The 17,038-nt window shown below is 68.8% G+C and carries 14 protein-coding genes; 5 read left to right on the top strand and 9 right to left on the bottom strand.

Annotated elements, in window-relative coordinates:
- Positions 1-2: 2 nt before the first annotated feature.
- The gene (locus ACWCSU_RS11150; protein ID WP_357704417.1) at positions 3-701 is read right to left on the bottom strand and encodes a hypothetical protein; all 699 of its coding nucleotides are present in this window, start codon (positions 699-701) and stop codon (positions 3-5) included.
- Between the two features lie 340 nt (positions 702-1,041).
- Between ACWCSU_RS11150 and ACWCSU_RS11145 the strand changes: the two genes are divergently transcribed.
- A complete protein-coding gene (locus ACWCSU_RS11145) occupies positions 1,042-2,337 on the top strand; it encodes an ABC transporter substrate-binding protein (RefSeq protein ID WP_357704419.1) in 1,296 nt (431 codons plus the stop codon).
- Between the two features lie 49 nt (positions 2,338-2,386).
- Here the strand turns inward: ACWCSU_RS11145 and ACWCSU_RS11140 are convergent, their stop codons facing one another.
- The 6 genes from ACWCSU_RS11140 to ACWCSU_RS11115 all read right to left on the bottom strand — a co-directional run bounded on the left by ACWCSU_RS11140 (position 2,387) and on the right by ACWCSU_RS11115 (position 7,629).
- The gene (locus ACWCSU_RS11140; RefSeq protein ID WP_364092687.1) at positions 2,387-2,788 is read right to left on the bottom strand and encodes a hypothetical protein; all 402 of its coding nucleotides are present in this window, start codon (positions 2,786-2,788) and stop codon (positions 2,387-2,389) included.
- Positions 2,789-2,847: 59 nt separating this feature from the next.
- Positions 2,848-3,660: an ABC transporter ATP-binding protein gene (locus ACWCSU_RS11135; RefSeq protein WP_449934893.1), complete on the bottom strand. Its 813-nt coding sequence runs from the start codon at positions 3,658-3,660 to the stop codon at positions 2,848-2,850.
- A complete protein-coding gene (locus ACWCSU_RS11130) occupies positions 3,657-4,595 on the bottom strand; it encodes an ABC transporter ATP-binding protein (RefSeq protein WP_357704424.1) in 939 nt (312 codons plus the stop codon). Before ACWCSU_RS11130 ends, ACWCSU_RS11135 begins: the two co-directional genes overlap by 4 nt.
- Positions 4,585-5,583: a branched-chain amino acid ABC transporter permease gene (locus ACWCSU_RS11125; protein WP_357704426.1), complete on the bottom strand. Its 999-nt coding sequence runs from the start codon at positions 5,581-5,583 to the stop codon at positions 4,585-4,587. The genes ACWCSU_RS11130 and ACWCSU_RS11125 overlap by 11 nt, the downstream gene beginning before the upstream one ends.
- A 16-nt stretch (positions 5,584-5,599) precedes the next feature.
- A complete protein-coding gene (locus ACWCSU_RS11120) occupies positions 5,600-6,760 on the bottom strand; it encodes a branched-chain amino acid ABC transporter permease (RefSeq protein ID WP_449934892.1) in 1,161 nt (386 codons plus the stop codon).
- 518 nt (positions 6,761-7,278) lie between these two features.
- The gene (locus ACWCSU_RS11115; RefSeq protein ID WP_357704627.1) at positions 7,279-7,629 is read right to left on the bottom strand and encodes a PaaI family thioesterase; all 351 of its coding nucleotides are present in this window, start codon (positions 7,627-7,629) and stop codon (positions 7,279-7,281) included.
- A gap of 131 nt (positions 7,630-7,760) precedes the next feature.
- On the opposite strand from ACWCSU_RS11115, the gene polA reads away from it, so the two are divergent.
- The 4 genes from polA to ACWCSU_RS11095 all read left to right on the top strand — a co-directional run bounded on the left by polA (position 7,761) and on the right by ACWCSU_RS11095 (position 14,573).
- Complete coding sequence (gene polA, locus ACWCSU_RS11110) at positions 7,761-10,451, top strand: DNA polymerase I (RefSeq protein ID WP_364092680.1); 2,691 nt, start codon at positions 7,761-7,763, stop codon at positions 10,449-10,451.
- Between the two features lie 162 nt (positions 10,452-10,613).
- Positions 10,614-11,669: a polysaccharide deacetylase family protein gene (locus tag ACWCSU_RS11105; RefSeq protein ID WP_449934891.1), complete on the top strand. Its 1,056-nt coding sequence runs from the start codon at positions 10,614-10,616 to the stop codon at positions 11,667-11,669.
- Between the two features lie 192 nt (positions 11,670-11,861).
- Positions 11,862-13,343, top strand: a complete 1,482-nt coding sequence (gene rpsA, locus ACWCSU_RS11100; protein WP_352358288.1) for a 30S ribosomal protein S1 — start codon at positions 11,862-11,864, stop codon at positions 13,341-13,343.
- A gap of 108 nt (positions 13,344-13,451) precedes the next feature.
- Positions 13,452-14,573 carry an epoxide hydrolase family protein gene (locus tag ACWCSU_RS11095; protein WP_449934890.1) on the top strand — a complete coding sequence of 374 codons (1,122 nt, stop codon included), beginning with the start codon at positions 13,452-13,454 and terminating at the stop codon, positions 14,571-14,573.
- Positions 14,574-14,583: 10 nt separating this feature from the next.
- Here ACWCSU_RS11095 and ACWCSU_RS11090 read toward each other — a convergent pair whose 3' ends face one another.
- On the bottom strand, positions 14,584-15,321 hold the full coding sequence (locus tag ACWCSU_RS11090) for a class I SAM-dependent methyltransferase (protein WP_449934889.1): 738 nt from the start codon (positions 15,319-15,321) through the stop codon (positions 14,584-14,586).
- Between the two features lie 313 nt (positions 15,322-15,634).
- Positions 15,635-16,978: an erythromycin esterase family protein gene (locus ACWCSU_RS11085; RefSeq protein ID WP_449934888.1), complete on the bottom strand. Its 1,344-nt coding sequence runs from the start codon at positions 16,976-16,978 to the stop codon at positions 15,635-15,637.
- Positions 16,979-17,038 lie beyond the last annotated feature (60 nt).

The following is a 17,038-nucleotide window of genomic DNA, read 5'->3' as shown; positions in this document are numbered from 1 at the left end:
CCTCACCCGCCGCCCAGGCCGCACACTCGCAACGAGTACTGGATCAGCCGATCCTGCAGCGGCTTGGGCGGCACCACGATCACCACCCGCTCGGGCCCCCCGTCCACGGTGGCCCGCACCGGGAACAGGAACGCCTTCTTGGCCTCGGCGAAGGCGTGCGGGTCGCAGCGGCCGGGGGTGAGCGTGACCGGCACCTCCAGCCGCTCCTGCCCGGCCTCCAGCTCGGCCACGGGCCGCCGGTCGGCGTCCGGCGTGATGATGTAGTGCGTGGTGCCGTCGAGCTCGGTCAGGGTCACCTTGCCCGCGCCGCGCCGCGTGACCACCAGGTTGCCCCGCATCGCCTTGCCCACCTGCTTCCAGTCGGGCCCGAACTCGATGCCGGCGGCCTCCTTGATGAGGAACTCCGAGCATTCGTCCCGTAACAGGCGGGTCAGCAGCGGGCTGGGGTGCGGCACCTTGAAGACCACCCGGCGCGGCTGCTCGGAGCCGGCGCGGATGTTCGCCACGACGGTCGCGGGCTCCAGGCGCGGCAGACCCGTGGGCAGGCAGTTGGCCGGGCCGTAGGTGATGCGCAGGTCGGTGCGCTCGGTCCGTTTGATCGTGGCGTCCGTCTTTTCCGGCGGCAACGTTTTGAACGACGGCGTCACGAGCTGGACGTCCGCGAAATACACGGGGATGCCGGTGGTATTACGGACGGCCACCTCCAGCGCGTGAACGGGCTCGTCGGAACGCCATTGCTCCAGCGTGACCGATACGCCGGCGGGAGGATCCGAGGAAGGCGGCGCGGGCGGCGGGGACGAGGTGCACCCGGCAACAAGGACCGCCGTGACTAGGACAGGCGTAAAACGCTTCACCCGACGCACATTAAGCCTGCTAGCGCAGGTCCGTAAGTTGAGGACTGATTACGACTCCGCATCCAAGTGCCGACAGTTCACCCCGCCATCTGGTTCGAGTACACAGCGATTTTGTACGTTTCCGTCATTCGATCGGGAGCGCTCGGCGGTGCTGAGGATCCCGGCCTGGAAATGAAGGAGACACTTCATGATCCGCATTGCTCCCGTGGGGCGGGCGCTGGCTGTCGCGGCCGCCACCAGCCTGGCCCTGACGGCCTGCGGCGGTGGCGGCAGCAACACCGCCACGCAGTCCTCGCAGCCGGCCGCGCCATCCTCGTCGGCTCCCGCGACCAAGGGCGACGGCACCCTCACGATCGGTACGCTGCTGCCCCAGACCGGTTCGCTCGCCTTCCTCGGCCCGCCCGAGTTCGCCGGCGTCGACCAGGCCATCAAGGAGATCAACGAGGCCGGGGGCGTGCTGGGCAAGCCCGTCACCAAGTACGACACCGACTCGGGCGACACCACCACGAACATCGCCTCGCAGTCGGTGGACAAGCTGCTGGCCCAGAAGGCCGACGCGATCATCGGCGCGGCGTCCTCCTCGGTGTCGGAGTCGGTGATCGACAAGATCACGGGCGCGGGTGTCATCCACTTCTCGCCGGCCAACACCTCCGACAAGTTCACCACGATCGAGGACAAGGGCCTGTACTTCCGGACGGCGCCGCCGGACAAGCTGCAGGGCCGTGTGCTCGGTGACCTGGTGGTCGCCGACGGCAACGACACGGTCGGCATCCTGGCGATGCAGGACTCCTACGGCTCCGGCCTGGCCGACCAGGTGCAGAAGACGGTCACCGACGGCGGCGGCGAGGTCGTCGAGCGCGTCGACTACGACCCCAAGGCCGCCGACTTCTCCGCCGACGTGGCGAAGATCAAGGCCAAGAACCCCAAGGGCATCGTCCTGATCGGGTTCGAGGAGACCGCCAAGGTCATCCAGGAGCTGGTCAAGCAGGGCCTGCCGGCCGACAAGCACAAGTGGTACATGGTCGACGGCAACACCTCCAACACGAACTACATCAAGATGCCCAAGGGCACGCTTGAGGGCGTCAAGGGCACCATCCCGGGCGCGGCCGCTCCGGAGGAGTTCCGCAAGAAGCTCCTCGCCCTCAACCCCAAGCTGGAGGACTACAGCTACGCCCCCGAGTCCTACGACGCGATGAACCTTCTCGCGCTGGCCGCCGAGGCCGCCAAGAGCGACGCGGGCGTCGACATCGCCGCGAAGCTGGCCGAGGTCAGCAAGGGCGGCGAGAAGTGCCAGGACTTCAAGAGCTGCGTCGACCTGCTCAAGGCCGGCAAGGACATCGACTACGACGGCGTGAGCGGCCCGGTCGAGTTCAACGACGCCGGTGACCCCGCGGTCGCCACCATCGGCATCTACCAGTACGGCAAGGACAACAAGTACGCCACCAAGGCGCTGGAGTACCGCACCGGCAACATCGCCGGCTGACGTCCGAGGTTCGGCGAAGGGCCCGGTCCGCGAGGATCGGGCCCTTTCGTCATGCGCAGCCGGCCACGATCTGGTCGGCGGCGGCCCGGTACTGCCGCAGCAGCGCCACCTGCCGCTCGTGCGGCACGTCGTTCCTGGACAGGCCCTCGGTGGCCGACTTGACGCTCTGCACGGCGGCGTGCAGCGAGGCCGGCAGCCGGTCGCCGAACTGGAGCGTGATGCCGCGCAGCTCGGCCAGCCGGCCGATGACGGCGTCCTCGAAGTACTGCTGGTCCTCCTGGCCCTTCGGCTTGAGCATCAGGCCGGCGTACCCGATGGCCGAGACCACGCGCGCGCACGGGCTGTCGGTCGGGTCGCCGCCGGTGCTGTACCTCTGCGCCGAGGAGGCGTCCTCCTGGCAGCCGACGAGCAGGACGGGCAGGACGAGCGCCACGGTCAATAATCGTTTCACAGCGCTCATTAAAAAACGGCGGAGGGGCTCCGGGGGAGCCCCTCCGCCGTTCGATTCGGTTACGCCTTGGCCAGCGTGCCGAGGTACAGCTCGATGACCTTGGGGTCGTTGGCGAGCTGCCTGCCGGTGCCGGTGTAGGCGTTGCGGCCCTGGTCGAGCACATAGCCACGGTGGCAGATCTGGAGGCAGCGGCGGGCGTTCTGCTCCACCATGATCACGGTCACGCCCGCCTTGTTGATCTGCTGGGCCTGGATGAAGACCAGGTCCTGGAGCTTGGGCGACAGGCCCGCCGACGGCTCGTCGAGCAGCAGCACCGACGGCTCGGTCATGAGCGCCCTGGCCATGGCCACCATCTGCCGCTCACCGCCGGACAGGGAGCCCGCCCGCTGCTTGCGCCGCTCCTTGAGCGCCGGGAACAGCTCGGCGACGAACTCGAAGCGCTCCTTGAACTTGCCGGGCACCTGGAAGGCGCCCATCTCCAGGTTCTCCTCGATGGTGAGGCTGGGGAAGACGTTGTTGGTCTGCGGCACGTAACCGACGCCGCGGGAGACCAGCGAGTGCGCCTTCATGTTCGTGATGTTCTCACCCTTGAGCAGCACCGTGCCGCTGCGGATGTTGACCAGCCCGAACATCGCCTTCAGCAGCGTCGACTTGCCGGCGCCGTTGGGGCCGATGATGCCGATCAGCTCGCCCTCTTTGACGTAGAGGTCGGAGCCGTTGAGGATGTTGACGCCCGGCAGGTAGCCGGCGATCAGCTCGTCGCACCGCAGCACGGCGTCGGCGGCGCCCTCCAGGTGCGCGGCGCGGTCGGTGACGGCCGCCTGCGACTCGGGTGCCGACTCGGGGGCGGTCGTCTCGGGGACGTCGCTCACTTCTGCGTCTCCTCTTCGATCTCGGCCTCCAGCGCCGCCTCGGCCTCCTGGAGCTGCGTCTCCAGTTCGGTGTCCGACAGCGGGGCGTCGTGGTGGGCGCCGAGGTAGGCGTCGATCACGCGCTCGTCCGACATGATCGTGTCGGGCGGGCCCTCGGCGATCACGGCGCCCTGCGCCATGACGATCACCCAGTCGCTGATGTCGCGGACCATGTCCATGTCGTGCTCGACGAACAGCACCGTCATGCCCTGCTCGCGCAGGTCCTTGACGTGGCCGAGCAGCGACTGGGTCAGGGCGGGGTTCACGCCCGCCATGGGCTCGTCCAGCATGACCAGCTCGGGCTGGACCATGAGGGCGCGGGCCATCTCCAGCAGCTTGCGCTGGCCGCCGGACAACGATCCGGCGAAGTCGTCCCGCTTGGCGCCGAGCTTGAAGCGTTCGAGCAGCTCCTCGGCGCGGACGGTGATCTCGTCCTCCTGGCCGCGCCACATGCCGGGGATGAGCGCCCGCCAGAAGGTCTCGCCCTTCTGCTGCTGGGCGCCCAGGCGCATGTTCTCCATGACGGTCAGGCGGGACAGCGCCTTGGTCAGCTGGAAGGTGCGCACCATGCCGGCGCGGGCGACCTTGTGGGCCGGCACCCCGTTCATGCTGCGGCCGTTGAACGTCCACGAGCCGGAGTCGGCCGTGTCGAAGCCGGTGAGCTGGTTGAAGAAGGTCGTCTTGCCGGCGCCGTTGGGGCCGATCAGCGCGGTGATGGAACCCCGCTGGATCTCGACGTGGCCGACCTCGACCGCGGTCAGGCCGCCGAAGCGGCGCACGACGTTGTCGACGGTGAGGATCGGGTCCGGCTTGGGCACGCCCGGCTCGCGGGCCAGGTCCTTGAAGACGGCCAGCGCCGCGGCCTTGCGCTCGGTGGCCGTGGTTTCAGCGTGCATTGATCGCTATCTCCCTCTTGTCGCCGAAGATGCCCTGTGGCCGGAAGATGAGCAACAGGACGAGGCCCAGGCCGACCAGGATCCAGCGGACGGCGCCCACCTGGTTCGTGTCCATGAAGGTGATGATCCCGGCGCCGACGGCCTCGGAGAGCACGCCGTAGATCAGGACGAGCAGCACCCAGAAGATGGACGCGCCCACGACGGGCCCGAGCACGCGGGCGGCGCCGCCGAGGATGACCATCGTGTACGCGTAGAACGTGGTCTCGGTGCCGAAGATGTCGGGCTGGACGGAGGCGTAGGCCAGGCCGTAGATGAAGCCGCCCAGGCAGCCCACGACGCCGCCCAGGATGAGCGACTGCATCTTGTAGGAGAAGACGTTCTTGCCGAGGCTGCGCACGGCGTCCTCGTCCTCGCGGATGGCCTTGAGCACGCGGCCCCAGGGGCTCTTCATCAGCAGGTAGACCAGGCCGCAGCACAGGGCGATGAGCACCCAGCCGACGGTCAGCACCCACAGCACCCTGTTGTTGAAGAACAGGGGGACGGAGCCCAGGTTGAAGCCGTACTGGCCCTCGGGGTAGGGGTTGAGCGCGTAGAAGCCGTCGGAGAAGCCGCGCTGGCCGTCCGAGCCGCCGAAGACGCTCTTGAACGCCACCGACCGGAACACCAGCCGGACGATCTCGGCCGCCGCGATGGTGACGATGGCCAGGTAGTCGGCACGGAGCTGGAGGGTTGGGATGCCGAGCAGGATCGCCAGGAGCACGGCGGCGAGCAGGCCGACGATGATGCCGACCCAGAACGGCAGCCCCATGACGGTGACGGTGACGGCCAGGCCGTAGCCGGCCACGCCCATGAACGCCGCCTGGCCGAAGTTGAGCAGGCCGGTGTAGCCGAATTGGATGTTGATGCCGATCGCGGCGAGCGCGTACAGCACGGTCTCGACGCCGACCGCGGACTTCAGCGTCGTGCTGATGATCGTGATCCAGTCCATTCTGATCCTCCCCCGATCAGCCGATTCGCTCGCGGCGGCCCAGGATGCCCTGGGGCCGGACGAGGAGCACGATGATGAGCACGACCAGCGCGCCGACGCTCTTGAGCTCCGGCGGCACCCACAGGGTGGAGACCTGGATGAACAGGCCCACCACCAGCGATCCGACCAGCGCGCCGAAGGCGGTGCCGAGCCCGCCGAGCGTGACGCCGGCGAAGATGAGCAGCAGGATGTCCTGGCCCATCGTGTACTTCAGGTTCTGCGAGAGCCCGAGCATGATGCCGGCCAGCGCCGCGATGGCGCCGCCCAGGGTCCAGACGGTCCGGATGACCCGGTCGACGTTGATGCCCGACGAGGCCGCGAGAGCGGGGTTGTCGGACACGGCCCTGGCCGCCTTGCCGGTGCGGGTGCGCAGCAGCGCGAAGCCGACCAGCAGCAGCACGGCCAGCTCGATGCCCATCGCCACGAAGTTCTTGGGGGCCGCGGAGATCGGCCCGACCTGGATGCCGGGCTGGGCCGTGTACTGGGCGTAGGCCTCGTTCTGGCCGCCGAAGAAGATCAGCATGACGTAGCGCATGACCAGCGCGACGCCGATGGAGATGATCATCATGGCGATGATGCCGGTGCCGCGCCTGCGGAGCTGGCCCCAGAAGAGGCGGTCCTGGGCGTAGCCGAACGCGCCGCCCAGCGCCACGGCGAGCACCGCGGCGGGGATGAGATGGAGGCCGGCGCCCACGTTGAACATGTACGCCAGCACCGCCCCGAGTGTGACCAGCTCTCCGTGGGCGAAGTTGGTCAGGCCGGTCGTGCCGTAGATCAGCGACAGGCCGAGCGCGGCCAGGGCGATGATCAGGCCGAGGTTGAGCCCCTCGAAGGTGAGCTGCGCCGCGGTGTCCCAGAACGTGCTCTCGCCGCTCTCCGCGTCTCCTTGTGGCTGGCCTGCCACGCCCTTGGCCTGCAACGCGAACAGCACGGTCGAGCAGTTGCCCTCGAAGACGGTCGGCGTGCGGACATTGCCGCCCCCGCGCACCTCGGCGTTCTTCGGCAGGCTGCCGAGGTCAAGGGTGACCTTGAACTTGCCCTTGTCGGTAGGAACTTCCCACGTGCCCTGTGCGTTTGTTGTGACCTCCTTGACGGGTTGTCCGCCCTCGGTGGTCACGGCGATTTTGACGCCGTTCACTGGCTGGCCTTGGAGTTTGAGCGTCCCCTTCAAACCCTGGCATCCAGCCGGCCCCGCCTGCGCGGGACTGGCCAGCAGGAAGATGAGTCCACCCAGGAAGGCCGTGAACGCGATCACGGCTCTGCGCAATGGTGCTCCCTCAAATAGGTCAAGGCGGGGTTGTACCCCTCCATCTCGACACGCGCGCATCGCAGGCACAACTGGGATGCAATGGCGGGAGCTTATTCCGGAGACGCCCGTTTCAGTATGGTTCGTCACCAATTAGTGACATGCGTGTGGCACACATGTGAGGAAACAACGCGGCAGGTCAGGGGCTAAATGAGGGAAGACGCCTGGCTGCGGCGGAAACGAAACGATAACGATGGGCAGAAAACGTGGACGAGCCCGCGGAGCGGCCTTTGGGGCCATGTAGGGCTTCCCCGGCCGTACACGTTATCTACCGGGCCTCCCCGCGGGCTCTGTTCGGACAACCGTAGCGATCGATGGGGCCGCTGCGCAAAGGTTCCGTCAAAGTGACGTCAGGGGCGCTGGTCGCGCAGCATGCACGTCAATCTGGAGGTGCACACGCGGCGTCCCTCGTCGTCGGTGATCTCGATCTCGTACGTCGCCAAAGTGCGTCCGCCGTGCAACCTGGTCGCGACCCCGGTCACGTGGCCGGAGGTCGCCGAGCGGTGATGGGTGGCGTTGATCTCGATGCCGACGGCGATCCGGCCGGGGCCCGCGTGGATCGCCGCGGCCACCGAGCCCAGCGTCTCGGCCAGCACCACCGACGCGCCGCCGTGCAGCAGGCCGTAGGGCTGGGTGTTGCCCTCGACCGGCATCCTGCCGACGACGCGCTCGGCGCCGGCCTCGACGAACTCGATGCCCATCCGTTCGGCCAGCGTGCCCTCGTGCACCGCGCCGTAGGCGGAGAAGTCCAAAGGATCGGTATGCGTCAAGGGGATCTCTCCACTCTTCCGAGCTCGGGTTTTCTGTCGTTGACGCAGACTAGGCTGCGTACGTGCCGAAGAGTGAAGTGACCCCCAGCCGCCCGTGTCTGTTGCTGCTCGACGGGCATTCCCTGGCCTACCGCGCCTTCTACGCGCTCAAAGACGCCAACCTCATGACCACCGACGGTCAGCACACCGAGGCGGTCTACGGGTTCACCTCGATGCTGACGAACATCCTGCGCGACGAGCAGCCGACCCACGTGGCGGTGGCCTTCGACAGGTCGGAGCCGACGTTCCGCCACGAGGAATACTCCGACTACAAGGCCAACAGGAGCGAGACCCCCGAAGACTTCCGCGGCCAGATGCAGCTCATCTACGAGCTGCTCGACACGCTGCGCGTCCCGCACCTGTCCAAGGCGGGCTTCGAGGCCGACGACCTCATCGCCACCCTGGCCACCCGCGCGGCCGAGCAGGGGATGAACGTCCTGATCGTCACCGGCGACCGCGACGCCCTGCAGCTCGTCAACGAGAACGTCACCGTCCTCATGACGCGCCGGGGCATCAGCGACATGACCAGGTTCACCCCCGAGGCGGTCGAGGAGAAGTACGGCCTGACCCCGGCCCAGTACCCCGACTTCGCCGCCCTGCGCGGCGACCCCAGCGACAACCTGCTGTCCATCCCCAGCGTCGGCGAGAAGACGGCGGCCAAGTGGGTGCGCGAGTTCGGCTCGCTGACCGCCCTGGTCGACCGCGTCGACGAGGTCAAGGGCAAGGTCGGCGACAAGCTGCGCGAGCACGTCGCCCAGGTGCTGATGAACCGCCGCCTCACCGAGCTGCTGCGCGACGTGCCGCTCGACGTCGACCTCGGCGACCTCACGCAGGGCGTGTGGGAGCGCGAGGAGATCAACAAGCTGTTCGACACCCTGCAGATCCGCGGCGAGCTGCGCGAGCGCGTCTTCAAGGTGCTCGGCACCGGCGAGGCGGAGCCCGAGCAGGGCTTCGAGGTCGAGACCGTCATCCTCGGGCCCGACCGGGTCGCCGGCTGGCTGGCGGCGCTGCCGCAGGGCCGCGCCGGGCTGGCCTTCAAGGGCTCCTACGGCAGCGGCTCGGGCCGCATCGACGGCATCGCCGTCGCCTCGCCCGACGGCACCGCCGCCCACATCGACCCCGTCAAGCTCACCGAGGCCGACGAGGCGGCGCTGCGGGCCTGGCTGGGCGACGCGAGCAGGCCCAAGGCCGTCCACGACGCCAAGGGCCCGATCCTGGCCCTGTGGGCCCAGGGCCTGGAGCTGCGCGGCCTGAGCTGCGACACCGCGCTGGCCGCCTACCTCGCCATGCCGGGCCAGCGCACGTTCGCGCTGGAAGACCTGGCCAGGCGCTACCTCCACCGCGACCTGCGGGCCGAGGAGGAGTCCGGCGGCCAGGCCGCGCTGTTCGGCGACGACGAGGACGCCCCGGCCAAAGACCTCGCGCTGCGCGCCCACGCCGTGCGCGAGCTGGCCGACTCCCTGGAGAGCTTCCTGGCCGGCCGCGGCGGCACCCAGCTCCTGGCCGACGTCGAGCTGCCGCTGCTGTCGGTGCTGGCCGAGATGGAGCGGGCCGGCATCGCCGTCGACAGCCAGTACTTCGCCGGTCTGGAGGCCGAGTTCGGCGCCGCGGTCAAGCACGCCGTGGAGGAGGCCCACCGCGCCGTCGGCGAGCAGTTCAACCTCGGCTCGCCCAAGCAGCTGCAGGAGATCCTCTTCACCCGGCTCAACCTGCCCAAGACGAAGAAGATCAAGACCGGCTACAGCACCGACGCCGACCAGCTCGCCTGGCTCGCCACCCAGACCGAGCACGAGCTGCCGACGATCATGCTGCGCCACCGCGACCAGCAGAAGCTGCGCACCACGGTCGAGGGCCTGATCAAGGAGATCGGCGACGACGGCCGCATCCACACCACGTTCAACCAGATCATCGCCGCGACCGGCCGCCTGTCGTCGGAGAAGCCCAACCTGCAGAACATCCCGATCCGCACCGCGGAGGGCCGCCGCATCCGGCAGGGCTTCGTGGTCGGCGAGGGCTTCGAGCAGCTGCTGACGGCCGACTACAGCCAGATCGAGCTGCGCATCATGGCCCACCTGTCCGGCGACGAGTCGCTGATCGAGGCCTTCGAGTCCGGCCACGACTTCCACCAGGCCACCGCGGCCCGGGTGTTCGACCTGCCGCCCGAGCAGATCGACGGCGAGCTGCGGGCGCGCATCAAGGCGATGAACTACGGCCTGGCCTACGGCCTGTCCGACTTCGGCCTGTCCGGGCAGCTCAACATCCCGGTCTCCGAGGCGCGGGCGCTGAAGGAGGAGTACTTCACCGAGTTCGGCGGCGTGCGCGACTTCCTGCAGGCCATCGTGGCCCAGGCGCGCACCGACGGCTACACCGAGACGATCATGGGCCGCCGCCGCTACCTGCCCGACCTGACCAGCGACAACCGCCAGCGCAGGGAGATGGCCGAGCGCATGGCGCTCAACGCCCCCATCCAGGGCTCGGCGGCCGACATCATCAAGGTCGCCATGCTCCACGTCCACCAGGCCATCGCCGAGGAGGGGCTGGCCTCCCGGATGTTGCTGCAGGTGCACGACGAGCTGGTGTTCGAGGTCGCGCCGGGCGAGCTGGAGACGTTGCGGCAGCTCGTGTGCGACCAGATGAACGCCGCCTACCACCTGCGCGTTCCGCTGGAGGTCTCGGTGGGCGTCGGGCGTACGTGGGAGGACGCCGGCCACTGACGATGTTTATCCCGACACGGCGGGGCAGTCCGACATATCGCGAACGGCGTAGCCCCGCCGTCTCCGGGGCTTCTCGTCTACGCTGAAGATAGTTTTGGCCGAGTTGCCGGGAGATTTGTGCGGGTACCAACGTCGTTCACGCGGATCATCGCAATCGCGAACGTGGCGGTGGTGGCCGTGGCCATCGTCGGGCTGAGTCTCTTACCTGACGGTGAGACCCCTACTACCCAGGCGTCGGCCAGAGTCGGCGTGATCGCCCCCGTCACTCCTCCGCAGGGACAACCCCAGAACGTCTCCGAGCCTCCGGGCGTGGTCGCCACCCCCGAGTTCGCCCGGCAGGTGCGCGCCAACGAGGCGGGCCTGGTGCCGATCATCATGTACCACCGGATCCTGCGCAAGCGCGTGGCCTCCATCGACCGCACCCCCGGCCAGCTCCGGCAGGAGCTGGAGAAACTGGCCAAGCAGGGCTACGTGCCCATCACGGCCGGAGAGTTCGCCACCGGCGACATCCGGGTGCCGGCCGGGCGCTTCCCCGTGGTGCTGACGTTCGACGACGGGCACCCGAGCCACTTCGCGCTGGACGCCTCCGGCAACCCCGAGCCCGACACCGCCGTCGGCGTGATCCTCGACGTGGCCGCCCGTTACCCCTCGTTCCGGCCGACCGCGACGTTCTGGATCACCCGGGAGCCCTTCGGGCTGCGCGATCAGGAGCAGCAGGCGGCCGCCGTGCGGTGGCTGGTCGAGCACGGCTTCGAGGTCGCCAACCACACCTGGTCCCATCCGGACCTGCGGCGGCTGTCGAAGAAGAAGGTACGCGAGCAGATCGTCCGGGTGGAGCGCCTGCTCAAGAAGCTGGGGGCGCCGCCCGACAGGACCCTGGCCCTGCCGTACGGGTCGATGCCGCGGCCCAAGAAGCTCGCCCGTACCGGTTCCTGGGACGGAACCCGATATGATTTCGCCGGCGTGTTCCTCGCCGGGGCCCAGCCGTCCCTTTCGCCCTACGCGAAAAATTTTGATCGTGGGGCGATCCAGCGGATCCAGAGCAACGGCAAGCGCGGGGAGTGCCGCAAGTGGTGCTCGCAGTACTGGCTGGAGTGGCTGAACAAGCACCCTGGCGAGCGCTACGTCTCGGACGGCGATCCCGAGCGGATCTCCATCCCGCGGAAACAAAGAGGTAATATCAACCCCAAGCGGGAGTCCCAGATCATTGCGTACTGATGCGCCCCCGGATTGACCTCGTGGCCAACGTCTCATATGCTGATCGCTGCGCTGTGGGCTCGCGCGCGCCTCAGACGGAGCGGGCTCGCGCTCGGTCACGTCGATGTCGTCATTCCTCGGCTTGATGCGGAAGAGGGCCTGCCGCGCATCCGCCACATCGACATCCTGTCCGCGTTCGGAGCAATTCCACACATGACGTCCAGCACTGAGGCCACCTCGAGCACCCCGCAGGTAGCGGTCAACGACATCGGGTCCGAGGAAGCCTTCCTCGCAGCGATCGACGAGACCATCAAATACTTCAACGACGGCGACATCGTCGAGGGCACCGTCGTCAAGGTCGATCGAGACGAGGTCCTTCTCGATATCGGCTACAAGACCGAGGGTGTCATCCCCTCGCGCGAGCTTTCGATCAAGCACGATGTCGACCCTGCTGACGTCGTGGAGGTCGGGGAGCACGTCGAGGCCCTGGTTCTCCAGAAGGAGGACAAAGAGGGCCGCCTGATCCTGTCCAAGAAGCGCGCGCAGTACGAGCGCGCCTGGGGCACGATCGAGAAGATCAAGGACGAGGACGGCATCGTCACCGGTACCGTCATCGAGGTCGTCAAGGGTGGTCTCATCCTCGACATCGGCCTGCGCGGCTTCCTCCCCGCCTCCCTGGTCGAGATGCGACGGGTCCGCGACCTGCAGCCGTACGTCGGCCGCGAGCTCGAGGCGAAGATCATCGAACTCGACAAGAACCGCAACAACGTGGTTCTCTCCCGCCGCGCCTGGCTGGAGCAGACGCAGTCCGAGGTGCGCCAGACGTTCCTCAACACCCTGCAGAAGGGCCAGGTCCGCAAGGGCGTCGTCTCTTCGATCGTCAACTTCGGCGCCTTCGTCGATCTCGGCGGGGTCGACGGTCTGGTCCACGTGTCCGAGCTGTCCTGGAAGCACATCGACCACCCGTCTGAGGTCGTCGAGGTGGGCCAGGAGGTCACGGTCGAGGTCCTCGACGTCGACATGGAGCGCGAGCGCGTCTCCCTGTCGCTCAAGGCCACGCAGGAAGACCCGTGGCAGCAGTTCGCCCGTACCCACCAGATCGGTCAGGTCGTGCCGGGCCGCGTCACCAAGCTGGTGCCGTTCGGTGCGTTCGTCCGGGTCGAGGAGGGCATCGAGGGCCTGGTCCACATCTCCGAGCTGGCCGAGCGCCACGTGGAGATCCCGGAGCAGGTCGTCCAGGTCGGCGACGAGATCTTCGTGAAGATCATCGACATCGACCTCGACCGTCGCCGCATCAGCCTCTCGCTGAAGCAGGCCAACGAGGGTGTGGGCACCGAGGTCGAGTTCGACCCGACCCTCTACGGCATGGCGGCCACGTACGACGACCAGGGCAACTACATCTACCCCGAGGGCTTCGACCCGGAGACCGGGGAGTGGCTCGAGGGCTTCGACAAGCAGCGTGAGGAGTGGGAGCGGCAGTACGCCGAGGCCCAGACTCGCTTCGAGGCTCACCGCAAGCAGATCGAGGAGGCCCGCAAGGCCGAGGCGGAGGCCGGCGAGGCCGCTCCCTCGTCCTACAGCGGCGAGACCGCTCCTCCGTCGGGCAGCTCGTCGTCGGCTCCGGCCAGCGGCGCGCTCGCCTCTGACGAGGCGCTCGCTGCCCTCCGCGAGAAGCTCGCGGGCGGTCAGAGCTAAGGCTCAGCCTTGAAAGGCCCCGCACGGGTTTCCCGTGCGGGGCTTTTTCATGCTCCCGTACGGGGATCGCGGAACGATCCTTGCCGCATGGGTTCCTAGTGTTCCCCCATGAAGCCCTTTCGCATCGACATTCCGCAGGCCGACCTCGACGACCTCAAGGAGCGGCTGCGGCGCACCCGCTGGGCCGGGCCGCTGCCGGGCGGGTGGGACCGGGGCGTGCCGGTCGGCTATCTACGTGAGCTGGCCGCGTACTGGGCCGACGAGTTCGACTGGCGGGCCGTCGAGGCCCGGCTCAACGCCTTCGACCAGTACACGACGGTGATCGACGGGCAGACGATCCACTTCCTGCACGTCCGCTCGCCCGAACCGCACGCGCTGCCCGTCGTCCTGACGCACAGCTGGCCGAGCTCCGTGCTGGAGTTCATCGAGGTCGTCGGGCCGCTCACCGACCCGCGGGCGTACGGGCTCGACCCGGCCGCCGCCTTCCACGTCGTGGCGCCCTCGCTGCCCGGGTTCGCCTTCTCGCCGTTCCCCGACCCGCCGGACGAGCGGCCGTGGAGCATCGTCCGCGTGGCCCGGACGTGGGCCGAGCTCATGGCCCGCCTCGGCTACGACCGGTACGGCGCCCACGGCAACGACGCGGGAGCGCTTGTGACCCCTCAGCTGGCCGCCCTGGACGGCGAGCACGTGGTGGGCTCGCTCATCACCGCCGGACTCGGCATCCCCACCGGCGAACCCGGCGAGCTCGACGGGGCGGACGAGGAGGAACTGGCCTCGCTCGCCGAGCTGACCGCGTGGACCTCGGGCGGCAGCGGATACGGGCCCTACCTGGCCAAACGGCCCCAGACGCTCTCCTACGGGTTCGTGGACTCGCCCGTGGCGCAGCTCGCGTACCTGGTGGAGCGGTTCAAGGAGTTCGACGGCTGGTCGCCGCTGAAGGAGCCGGTCGCGCGGGACCTCGTCCTGGCCAACGCCAGTCTGTACTGGCTGACCGGCACCGGCGGGTCTTCGTCGTGGCCGTACTACGAAGGGGCCGCCGGGCTGCCGATCGATCAGCGGGCGGTGCCGACGGGGGTCTCGCACGGAGGTGCGGCGATCATGCGGCGCATAGCGTCCCGCCGGAACGACCTGCGGTGGTGGGGCGACGCGGTGAGCCCCAGCCACATGGTGGGCCTGGCCGCCCCGGAAACCCTGGTCACAGCCATCCGCACCTTCTTCGGCCTGCTCTGACCCGCGGCCGTCAGGCGGCTTCCAGGACGAAGAACAGGAAGCTCAGGAACCGCGTGCCGGTGATCTCGCGGAACTCGTCGGGGAACAGCTCGCGGGCCTCCGGCGCGGCCGGTGGTTCGCTGATGACGCTGATCCGGAAGCCGGCCTCGGTGAACGCCTCGCTCATCGCGTGCAGCGGCCGGTCCCAGAACCTCATCCGGGCGGTCTGCCCTCCCATGGTCCATTCTTCGACCCGGTCGCGAGTTCCGAAGTAGACGGGCCTTTCCCCGGCCATGTGCTTGACGAGGGTGCTGACGAAGGGATGGTCGACCGAGACGAGGAGCCGGCCGCCGGGCTTCAGCACGCGTCGCAGCTCGGCCAGCGCCGGCCCCCAGTCCTCCAGGTAGTGCAGCACCAGGGACGCGATGACGTCGTCGAACTCGCCGTCGGGCAAAGGCAGTGGGCTGCCCAGGTCGGCGACCCGCAGGTCCGCGTCGGCGCCCAGCCGTCGCCGGGCCAGCTCCAGCATCCCGGCGCTCGCGTCGACGCCGGTCACGACGGCCCCTCGATCGCGCAGCTCGGCGAACAGGGGACCCGAGCCGCAGCCGGCGTCGAGGACGCGTCGGCCGGTCACGTCCCCGGCGAGCTCCAGCATCGCGGGCCGCTCGTAGTACGCGTTCACGAGGCCGGTCTCGTTCTCGGCCGTGTACCCCTCGGCGATCCTGTCGTAGTCGTTGAATCCGGACGGAGTGGAAGGCATGCGGGCCATTTTGGCCCATGGCGAGATGATCAGGTGAGAGGAGGGAGCACGGCAGGCCGTGCGGTACCGGCGCCCGCCTGTGCCGAAACAACGCGGCTCACCGCGAATCGCCGGACGACGTCGACACGTCGACCTTCGGCTCGCTGGATCACCGGTCAGGTGCTGCGGGTCGCCGGCGGGCACGCCCTCTGAGGGCTCGGCCGTGCGTGCCCACCACCTCGAAGGGTGGTGGGCACAGGGGTCAGGGACGGGCGGTTCCCACGCGAGCCAGGTCAGCGCGGTCGTGGCTCGCCCTGCTCCCGTCCGGCCGTGCCGTGAGATCTCACGGCAGGAGCCGGGCGGCCTTGACCTGGTGCAGGTGGATGACCACGTCGAAGGAGCGTCCCAGGGCGGCCTGGACGGCCTGGCCGGGCGACCAGAACCCGCCGCCGATCAGGCGGGTGTTCCGGGCCTGCGACAGCCACGCCTTGGCGGCGGCCGGCGCGGTGCGGGTGTCGAGCATGAAGTCGCGGTGGCGCACCTGGTCCAGCGTGTGCTCGTTGTAGTCGGCGGGCGCGGCGGAGACCGAGCCCTTGCACGTCATCGGCCGCTCGGCGGGCTTGACGCCGTCCGGGCAGCCGTCCTCGGAGCCGGCGAAGTTGTAGCCGCCCTGGTCGAAGCTGGTGCCGACGGTGACGAACCGGTCGCCGAGCCGCTTGCGCAGCAGGCCGCCCATCGGGGTCGGCACGAACGCGGTGTCGATCGGAGTGTAGCTCAGATGCGCGTTCAGCCCGGACACCTGGATCTTGGCCCCGGTGGTGGCGTTCCACCAGGCCACGTTGTCGGCCAGCACGCTGTCGCGGTATTCCTGGGCCTGGCGGCGGCCGTCCTCGGTGGCCTGGTCGAAGGCGAAGTCGGTGAAGGTCTGCGACAGCGCGCGGGCGTGCTGCACCGCCCACTTGTCCGCGCCCTGGCGCTCCAGCAGCCTGAGCGCCTGCGTGGCGCGCCGCGCGTGGTCCTGCCTGGTCTTCAGGGGTACGGCCATCGCCTGTGCCATGTACTCCCCGGCGTTCTTCGTGGTGGGCCGCAGCCCGTCGTACAGCCGGGTGAGCTCGGGCAGCAGGGCGGGGTGGCGCCGCTTGACGTAGGCCAGCACCTTGTCGAACAGGATGTCGCCGGGGTAGAGCAGGTCGGCGCCCATGAACTGGACCTTCTCTGCGTGGCCGGCGTTGTGGGCCCGCATCCACCGGACCAGGTCGAGGAACTCGCGGTTGTCGAACAGGTCGTAGGGGCCCTTGACCTCGTCGTGGAAGATCGCCTGCGGGTCGCCCTCGCCGTACAGGACGTAGTCGTTCAGGCGCAGGCCGGTGCTCCAGCTCAGCTCGCGGGCGAACGTGGTGAACCCCTTCTCGGCCACCAGGTAGCGGAACAGCCGCTGGTTGAGGGTGTAGAACTCGGCGGTGCTGTGCGTGGCCTCGCCCACGCCGACCACCTGCGCCCGCCCCACCATGGCGCCGAAGGCGTCGAGGTCGTGCCCGCGAGCCCCGGGAGAGGTGGAGGCCAGCGGCTTGGCCACGCTGTCGAGCGCGGCCACCACGCCGGTGTCGGCCGACGCGGGCGCGGCGACGGCGATGGTGCCGGCCATGGTCAGGCCGGCCGAGGCCAGGCCGAGGGCAAGAAGCTTCATCGTGTTTCCTGAAAGGTGAGAGGGTTGCTTGCGGTAGGTCCAAAACTGCCGGGACGCGCT

This window comes from Nonomuraea sp. NPDC001699, assembly GCF_053596455.1.
Note: the sequence above shows the minus strand (reverse complement) of the source record. Positions and strands in the feature narration are given on the sequence as shown.